An 8103-nucleotide genomic window follows, 5' to 3' on the forward strand; every position below is an offset into this window, starting at 1 on the left:
GGTGGGCTCCGAAGAGAATGGGTTGTGTCAGGGTCAGGCCAACGCGGCTTGACGGTCTTCCCGAATCATATCGACCGCTTTTTCCGCCACCATGATCACCGGCGCATTGGTGTTGCCGCCCACCACGCGCGGCATGATGGACGCGTCCACCACACGCAGGCCCGCCACCCCGTGCACACACAGGCGGGCGTCCACCACGGCCAGCGCGTCGGCGCCCATGCGGCAGGTGCCCACCGGGTGGTAGATGGTGTCGGCGTGGTTGCGCACGAACTGTTCAATTTGCGCATCGCTCTGTGCCGAGCGCGAAGCGGCCGACTCCTGGCCACCGTGGCGCGCCAGGGCCGGTTGCTGCATCAGCTCGCGCACGCGCTTGAAGCCCCGCACCAGCCGCGCCACATCGTCCGGGTCCTTCAAAAAGGCGGGGTCGATCAGCGGCGCCACTTGCGGGTCGGTGCTGGCCAGGCGCAGCGTGCCCCGGCTTTTGGGCTGCAGCAGACACACGTGGCACGAATAACCGTGGCCCAGCACCGTCTTGCGGCCGTGGTCCACCAGCTTGCCCACCACAAAATGCAATTGCAGATCGGGTATGGCCTCATTGGGTGCGCTTTTGATGAAACCACCCGCCTCGGCGAAGTTGCTGGTCAGCGGCCCACGGCGGGCGCGGCGCCATTCGGCAATGCCTTTCAGCGTGGACCACATGCCGGGCAGCGACACGCCAAACAGGTCGGTCAACGTCGGCGCATTGACCACCATCACCACATCGGGGTGGTCGTGCAGGTTCTCGCCCACACCGGGCAGATCGTGCAGCACGTTGATGCCCAGCCCGCGCAGGTGCTCGGCCGGGCCAATGCCCGAGAGCATGAGCAACTGCGGCGAGCCAAAAGCCCCCGCGCTCAGCAGCACCTCGCCACCGGGTTTCAGTTGGAGCGTCTGGGGCGCACCGCGCCCGCCATCGGGCCGGTATTCCACACCCACGGCGCAAGGCTGGCCTTTCACCGTGTCCACCAGCACCCGGGTGGTCAGCGCCTGCGTGATCACCGTCAGGTTGGGCCGTCCCAGGTGGGGCGTGAGGTAGCCTTTGGCGGCGCTCCAGCGTTCGCCGTTTTTGTGCGTCACCTGGTAGGCGCCCACGCCTTCTTGCTCGGGGCCGTTGAAGTCGTTGTTGTGAGCGTAGCCAGCTTGCTGACCGGCTTCGATGAACGCAGGCAAAAACGGGTTGGGGCTGCGCAGGTCCATCACGTTCAGCGGCCCGCCCTGGCCGTGCAGCGCGTCGGCACCGCGTTCGTTGTGTTCGGCGCGTTTGAAGTAGGGCAACACGTCGGCATACGACCAGCCGGGGTTGCCCAGGGCGGCCCAGTGGTCGTAGTCGCTGGCGTGGCCCCGGGCGTACACCATGGCGTTGATCGAGCTGGAGCCACCCAACACCTTGCCGCGCGGCTGGTAGCCCCGGCGGCCGTTCAACCCCGGCTGCGGCACGGTGTTGTAGCCCCAGCCGTTGAGCTGGTACTTGGCGATCACGGCCAGGCCGGCAGGGCAATGGATGAGCACGCTGCGGTCGGCCGGGCCGGCTTCCAGCAGCGCCACGCGCATGGCGGGGTCTTCGCTCAGGCGCCCTGCCAGCACACTGCCCGCCGAGCCGCCACCGACGATGATGAAATCAAACATGAGGTCTCCGTTGTCAGGCACGGGAATCGCTCTGCTGGGCGAACCACGCACACGCCGTCACAGCGTTGCAAGATGCAACGCGACAATAAGGGGGCAAGTTAGCACGGCACCAGGCGCACCGTTAGGTGTGGCCACCTAGCGAAGACGCTTGCGTGACGCCCGCCAGGGCAAGCAGACACCAGCACCCGGACAATCCATTTTTTAACCTGAAACACACAGGAGTGAACCCTATGAACAGCATTCAAACCGTCGGCATTATTGGCTCAGGCACCATGGGCAACGGCATTGCGCAGGCCTGCGCCACCAGCGGCATTCAGGTGGTGCTGGTGGACATTGCCCAGGCGGCGGTGGACAAAGCCCTGGCCACCGTGGCCAGCAGCCTGGACCGGCTGATCAAGAAAGACAAAATGACCGCCGCCGAAAAAGACGCGGCGCTGGCCCGCATCCAGGGCTCGACGAACTACGAAGACCTCAAGGGCGCGCAGCTGGTGATTGAAGCCGCCACCGAAAACGAAGCGCTCAAGGTCAAAATCCTGCAGCAGCTCGACGGCTTGCTGGGTGCCGACGTGATCGTGGCCACCAACACCAGCTCGATCAGCATCACCAAGCTGGCCGCCGCCACGCAGCGCCCCGACCGCTTCATCGGCATGCACTTCTTCAACCCCGTGCCCATGATGGCGCTGGTGGAAATCATTCGCGGCCTGCAAACCAGCGACGCCACGCACGACGCGGTGAAGGCGCTGGCCGAAACCCTGGGCAAGACGCCCATCACCGTGAAAAACGCCCCCGGCTTTGTGGTCAACCGCATTCTGGTGCCCATGATCAACGAGGCGTTTTTTGTGCTGGCCGAAGGCCTGGCCACGGCGGAAGACATCGACGCCGGCATGAAACTGGGCTGCAACCAGCCCATTGGCCCGCTCGCGCTGGCCGACATGATTGGCCTGGACGTGTGCCTGGCGGTGATGAATGTGTACATGGCCGAGTACAACGACAGCAAATACCGCCCGGCGCCGCTGCTGAAGGAAATGGTGGCGGCGGGCTGGCTGGGCCGCAAAACCAAACGGGGCGTGTACACCTACTAACCCAACCCCCCGCGCCGCTGCGCGGCACCCCCCAGGGGGCGATGCCTGTGGCCGGGCCAAGCCCGTTCCACGGCATCCTGGGTGGAAGCCACGCGCTTCGGTCATGAGACGCGCATCGGAAGCCCGCTTCGGTGGGCTTGTTGTTTGCGCCAGATCAAGCTGCTGCGGCGCAGCATTTTTATGATGGACCCCATCATCCACTGCCTTGGGGTTTTTCATGAACGCTGCTGCCCGCACCCATCCCTCGACCGCTGTTTTCGAGTTTCTCGACAGCACCCACCGCGAGATCCAGCAGCAGTTGCAACAACTGCACGCGCTGGTGGATGCCATTGAAAACAACGGCCTGAACCAGGCCAACCGGGCGTTGGCCCGAGACGTTCTGACGTACTTCAACGGTGAAGCGCGCCAGCACCATCTGGACGAAGAAAAACACATTTTTCCCGCGCTGCTGAACAGCCAAAACGCCGAGCTGGTGCAAGCCACCGAACACCTGGTGCAAGACCACGGCTGGCTGGAAGAAAACTGGATTCAGATCGCGCCCAGCCTGGAAGCCGCCACCAACGGCAACCTGTGGTTTGACACCGTGGAGTTGCGGCACGCGCTGGAGGTGTTTGAAGCGCTGTACCTCGACCACATCGTGCTGGAAGAATCGATTGCCTACCCGGCCGCCAAGGAGCGCCTGGCCAGTCTGGACACGGTGGGCGTGGGCCGGGAAATGGCCAAGCGCCGCGCGCTCAAAGCCACCGACCTGCCGGCCTGAGGTCTGCGCTCAGCCGCTCAATTCACCAGGGCACCACCAAGCCGTGGTGGTCAAAAAACCCGCCCGAACTGCCCGGGAGCAAGCCGTCCAGCACACCCAGCAACTCGCCCGCCGCCACGGCGGGCGGGCGCACTTGCAAGCCAGTTTTGGCAAAGGGTTGTGACAGGCCGGTGTCCACCGTGCCGGGGTGCAGCGCCACGCACAGGGCTTCGCGGTTGCGCCGCGCGAGTTCAATGGCGGCGGTGCGCACCAGCTGGTTGAGCGCGGCTTTGGACGCGCGGTAACCGTACCAGCCGCCCAGCGCGTTGTCGCCGATGCTGCCCACCCGCGCCGACAAAAATGCCGCCACGCAGCGGCCCTGGCGCGGCAGCAGCGGCAAAAAGTGCTTCATCACCAGCGCCGGCCCAATGGCGTTCACCGCGAAACTGTGGGCCAGCGCGTCGGCGTTCAGGTGTTGCCACGAGCGCTCGGGCTCGGTGCGTTGGCCGCTGGCGGTGGTGCCGTGCAAAAAACCGGTGGCCACCAGCAAACGGGCCAGCGGCAGACCCGTGTGGGCCAGTTGCTGTGCCACGTGTTGCGCGCAGGCGGCCACGGTGGCTTCAGCGCTGTAGTCCAGTGCGGGCTGGGTTTGTCGGCCCAAGACCAGCACCGCGCAGCCCTGCGCACGCAGCAGCGCCACCAGCGCCGAGCCAATGCCACCGGTACCGCCCAGCACCACGCTCAGGCCGGGCTGTGAAATGGGTTGTTCGGCGGGCGTGGGGACATCGCTTGGGTTCATGGGCGCATTATGGGCAGGCCCTGCCCGCGCGCGCCTGCCCGGGCTGACAAGGCCCTTGCGCCGCCATCGGTTCGCGCTGGCCGCTGAAACCTGGCCGCTGCTTGCCGCTCCGGCTGGATTTCAGGGCTTTCTGGAGCTGGAAGCTCCAGCGACTTTGGGTGGCCGCTTAACATCAAGCCCCCGGTTGCCGTGAGGCCCGTTTTGCCAAGGATTTGAGATGAGCACGTTTGACTTTGACCTGTTTGTGATCGGTGGTGGCAGCGGCGGCGTGCGCGCTGCCCGCATGGCCGCGCAGCGCGGCGCCCGTGTGGCGCTGGCCGAAACGCTGGGCACCGACGGCCTGGGCGGCACCTGCGTGAACGTGGGCTGCATCCCGAAAAAACTCTACAGCTACGCCGCGCATTACCACGACGGCTTTGAAGAAGCGCGTGGCTACGGCTGGGAGCAAGACGGCGCGCCGCGCCTGAACTGGGCCACCCTCAAAGCCAACCGCGCCCAAGAGATCAGCCGCCTCAACGGGGTGTACGGCAACCTGCTGCGCGGCTCGGGCGTGACCGTGTTCAACGGCTTTGCCCGCATCGACGGCGAACACGCCATCACGCTGGCCACACTGCACGCCGACGGCAGCCCTGGCCACCAGCACTTCACCGCCAAGCACATCCTCATTGCCACCGGCGGCACGCCGCATGTGCCGCATTTTGTGGGGCGCGAACACGTCATCACGTCCAACGACATTTTTGACCTGGAGCCCTTTCCCCAGCGCCTGCTGGTGGTGGGCGGCGGCTACATTGCCTGCGAATTTGCGTCCATCTTCAACGGCCTGGGTGCCCAGGTCACGCAGCTGTACCGGGGCGAACAGGTGTTGCGCGGCTTTGACGACGAGATTCGCCACTTCGTGGCCGCTGAAATGGTCAAGTCGGGCGTGGACCTGCGCCTGAACGCCGGTGTGGTGGACATCCACAAAACCGACGATGGCCTGCGCGTGGAGCTGGAAGACGGCAACACGGTGCTGGCCGACGCGGTGCTCTACGCCACCGGGCGCGTGCCCAACGTGCAAGGCCTGGGGCTGGACACGGTGGGCGTGGCCCAGGGCGGGCACAACGAGGTGCTGGTGAACGCGCACTACCAGACCAACGTGCCCAGCATTTACGCCGTGGGCGATGTGACCAACCGTGTGCAGCTCACCCCGGTGGCGCTGGGCGAAGCCATGGTGGTGGTGGACCAGCTGTTTGGCCCCGCCGCCGGCAAGCCCCCGCGCGACATGAGCTACGACTTCATTCCCACCGCCGTGTTCACCCACCCCAACATCGGCACCGTGGGCTACAGCGAAGCCGCCGCGCGCGAGAAATTTGGCGCCATCACCGTGTTCCGCAGCGAGTTCAAAGCGCTGCGCCACACGCTCTCGGGCAGCACCGAGCGCACGCTCATGAAACTGGTGGTGGACAGCGCCAGCGACCGCGTGGTGGGCCTGCACATGGTGGGTGCAGAGGCCGGCGAAATCGTGCAGGGCTTCGCGGTGGCCATGAAGGCCGGCGCCACCAAGGCCGTGTTTGACAGCACCATCGGCATCCACCCCACGGCGGCCGAAGAGTTTGTGACCTTGCGCGAGCCGACACGAAACTAAACGCCCGCCATCCCGTAAATGCCCACAACGCTGAGCAGCATGTGCAGCCACAGGCCTGGTGCCAGCCAGGCCAGGTAACGCCAGCCCCCCACGAGACCGGCGGTGGCGCTCTTGCTGCCAGCGTGCACCAGAATCGCCAGCATCACCGCCCACAGGGCAGCCCCACCGGCCACGGGCGCGCCCGAGGCAAACACCGCCGCCAGCGCGGCGTGCAAGTCGGCCAGCGCCGCCAGAGCCGAGCCCAGCAGCAGACCGGACGATCCCAGCCACAGCGTCAGCGCATACACCCCCGCCTGAATGCCACTGAGCAAAGCGGCCACGCCCGCAGCCCCCCAGAGGCTGAACATCCGGTCTTCGTCGGGCACCGTCGCAGCCCCGGCCGCATCCCCCGGCGCACCGTGCACCAGCCACCAGCCCCAGGCAAGGGCCATCAACCCGGCCGCCATCGCCGGCAACCACAGCACCGAGAGCCAGGCGGGTTGCACGGCAGCGGCCACCAGCAGCACCTGCAACTGGGTGGACACGCAAGACAGCAAGCCACCACCGGCCATCAAGCGCGCGCCCGAACGGCCCTCGCGCACGGCCAGCCCCAGTGTGGCGATGGTGGCGGTGCTCGACACAAAACCCGAAGCCAGCGCCGAGAACGCCACCGCGTGGCGCGCCTGCAGCAGGCGACGGCACAGGTGCGCCAGCGACTGCACGGCCAACAGCAAGGCCAACAATTGCAAGATGACGTGGGGGTTGAGCACGGGCCCCCACAGCGGACGGTTGGGCACCAGCGGCAGCGCCATCAGCACCAGTGCAGCCAGCACGATGCCGTCGCGCACCTCACCCTCGGTCAGCCACTGGCTGGCAAAGCGGTGCAGCCGTTCCCGCGCAGCCAGTACCCCGGTCAGACCGACCGCGAGTGCGGCGGCCAGCGGCAGGCTTTGCGCACAGATCACACCGACCAGGTAGGTCAACAACAGGGCGATCTCGGTGGTGGCGCCCGGGTCTTCGGAGCGGTCCCGCCCGTAGGCCACCAGGGCCAGTGCCGCGACCAACAGCCCACCGGTGACCACCAGGCCCGTCATTTGCGTCAGCGCGGCAGCGGCACCCACCACGCTGGTCAAGGCAAAGGTGCGCAGGCCGGCAAACGCCCGCCCCGGCCCGGTGCCTTTGCGCCGCTCGCGTTCGATACCCACCAGCAAGCCGCAACCCAACGCGGCCGCCAGCGTCGCGGCTGCGCCAGACAGGTCAAGGAGCGGACTCAGCCCCGGGGTAACAGCATCCATCATGGGTATTCCAAGTCGGGCAATCGTGTCATGCAGCGGCGCCACAATAGCACCATGCACAAGACACCCGCCTTCACCGCCCCCCTGTTTTACCGCAACCCGGCCGCTGCGCTGGCCCAGGTGCAGCGCATCTACCAGCACAACATCCAGTTCTTGCGCGCTGCCATGCGCGACTTCGTGGCCGGCACCGATCTCAACGCCACCCGCATGCGCGCCTGTTATCCCTTCGTGCGCCTGCATACCCACAGCGCATCACACCAGGGCACCGGCCGCCTGAGCTACGGCTTCGTGGCTGGCCCGGGTCGGTTTGAGACCACGATCACGCGGCCCGACCTCTACGCCGACTACCTGCTGGATCAGTTCAGCCTGCTGCTGATCAACCACGGCGGCGAGCTGGAGGTGGGCACCAGCACCCAGCCCATTCCCATCCATTTTTCCTTTGCCGAACACGACCACGTGGAAGGCAGCCTGAGCGCCGAGCGCCGCGCCCTCATGCGCGACGTGTTTGATCTGCCCGACCTGGCCGCCATGGACGACGGCATTGCCAACGGCACCTTTGAGCCGCGCCCCGGCGAAGCGCAGCCGCTGGCCCTGTTCACCGCGCCCCGGGTGGACTATTCGCTGCAGCGCCTGCGCCACTACACCGGCACCGCGCCCGAGTGGTTCCAGAATTTCGTGCTGTTCACCAACTACCAGTTCTACATCGACGAATTCATTCGCCTGGGTCATGCCGAAATGGCCAACCCGGCCAGCGAATACACCGCGTTTGTGGAGCCAGGCAACGTGGTCACGCGCCGGGTGGACTTGAGCGCCGAACCGGGCGACGCACTGGGCGCGCCACCGCCGCGCCTGCCGCAAATGCCGGCCTACCACCTCATGCGCGCCGACCGCAGCGGCATGACCATGGTGAACATCGGTGT

The 8103-nt window shown here is 66.4% G+C and carries 7 protein-coding genes; 4 read left to right on the forward strand and 3 right to left on the reverse strand.

Translation table 11 applies throughout. The features are described from left to right. Positions 1-33: 33 nt before the first annotated feature. Entirely contained in the window at positions 34-1665 is a 1632-nt protein-coding gene (locus tag Q7J58_RS02705; RefSeq protein WP_304823057.1) for a choline dehydrogenase, read from the reverse strand. A 230-nt stretch (positions 1666-1895) separates the two neighbouring features. Here Q7J58_RS02705 and Q7J58_RS02710 point away from each other — a divergent pair, with 230 nt between their 5' ends. Together Q7J58_RS02710 and Q7J58_RS02715 are read left to right on the forward strand one after the other, a co-directional pair. Further along, positions 1896-2747, forward strand: a complete 852-nt coding sequence (locus Q7J58_RS02710; protein WP_304823060.1) for a 3-hydroxybutyryl-CoA dehydrogenase — start codon at positions 1896-1898, stop codon at positions 2745-2747. Positions 2748-2964: 217 nt separating this feature from the next. Continuing rightward, positions 2965-3507 (forward strand): hemerythrin domain-containing protein, encoded by a 543-nt coding sequence (locus Q7J58_RS02715; protein WP_304823063.1) that lies wholly within the window; start codon positions 2965-2967, stop codon positions 3505-3507. A 22-nt stretch (positions 3508-3529) separates the two neighbouring features. Here the strand turns inward: Q7J58_RS02715 and Q7J58_RS02720 are convergent, their stop codons facing one another. Beyond that, positions 3530-4285 (reverse strand): SDR family NAD(P)-dependent oxidoreductase, encoded by a 756-nt coding sequence (locus Q7J58_RS02720; protein WP_304823066.1) that lies wholly within the window; start codon positions 4283-4285, stop codon positions 3530-3532. 217 nt (positions 4286-4502) lie between these two features. Here Q7J58_RS02720 and gorA point away from each other — a divergent pair, with 217 nt between their 5' ends. Beyond that, on the forward strand, positions 4503-5909 hold the full coding sequence (gene gorA, locus Q7J58_RS02725; protein WP_304823069.1) for a glutathione-disulfide reductase: 1407 nt from the start codon (positions 4503-4505) through the stop codon (positions 5907-5909). On the opposite strand, the gene Q7J58_RS02730 is transcribed toward gorA, so the two are convergent. Next, a complete protein-coding gene (locus Q7J58_RS02730; RefSeq protein WP_304823072.1) occupies positions 5906-7186 on the reverse strand; it encodes a DUF4010 domain-containing protein in 1281 nt (426 codons plus the stop codon). The genes gorA and Q7J58_RS02730 overlap by 4 nt on opposite strands. 51 nt (positions 7187-7237) lie before the next feature. Here Q7J58_RS02730 and Q7J58_RS02735 point away from each other — a divergent pair. Further along, on the forward strand, positions 7238-8103 hold an 866-nt coding region (locus Q7J58_RS02735), incomplete at its 3' end, for an AMP nucleosidase (RefSeq protein WP_304823075.1).

The sequence above is a fragment of the Hydrogenophaga sp. genome, assembly GCF_030656115.1.
In the GTDB taxonomy this organism is placed as follows: domain Bacteria; phylum Pseudomonadota; class Gammaproteobacteria; order Burkholderiales; family Burkholderiaceae_C; genus Hydrogenophaga.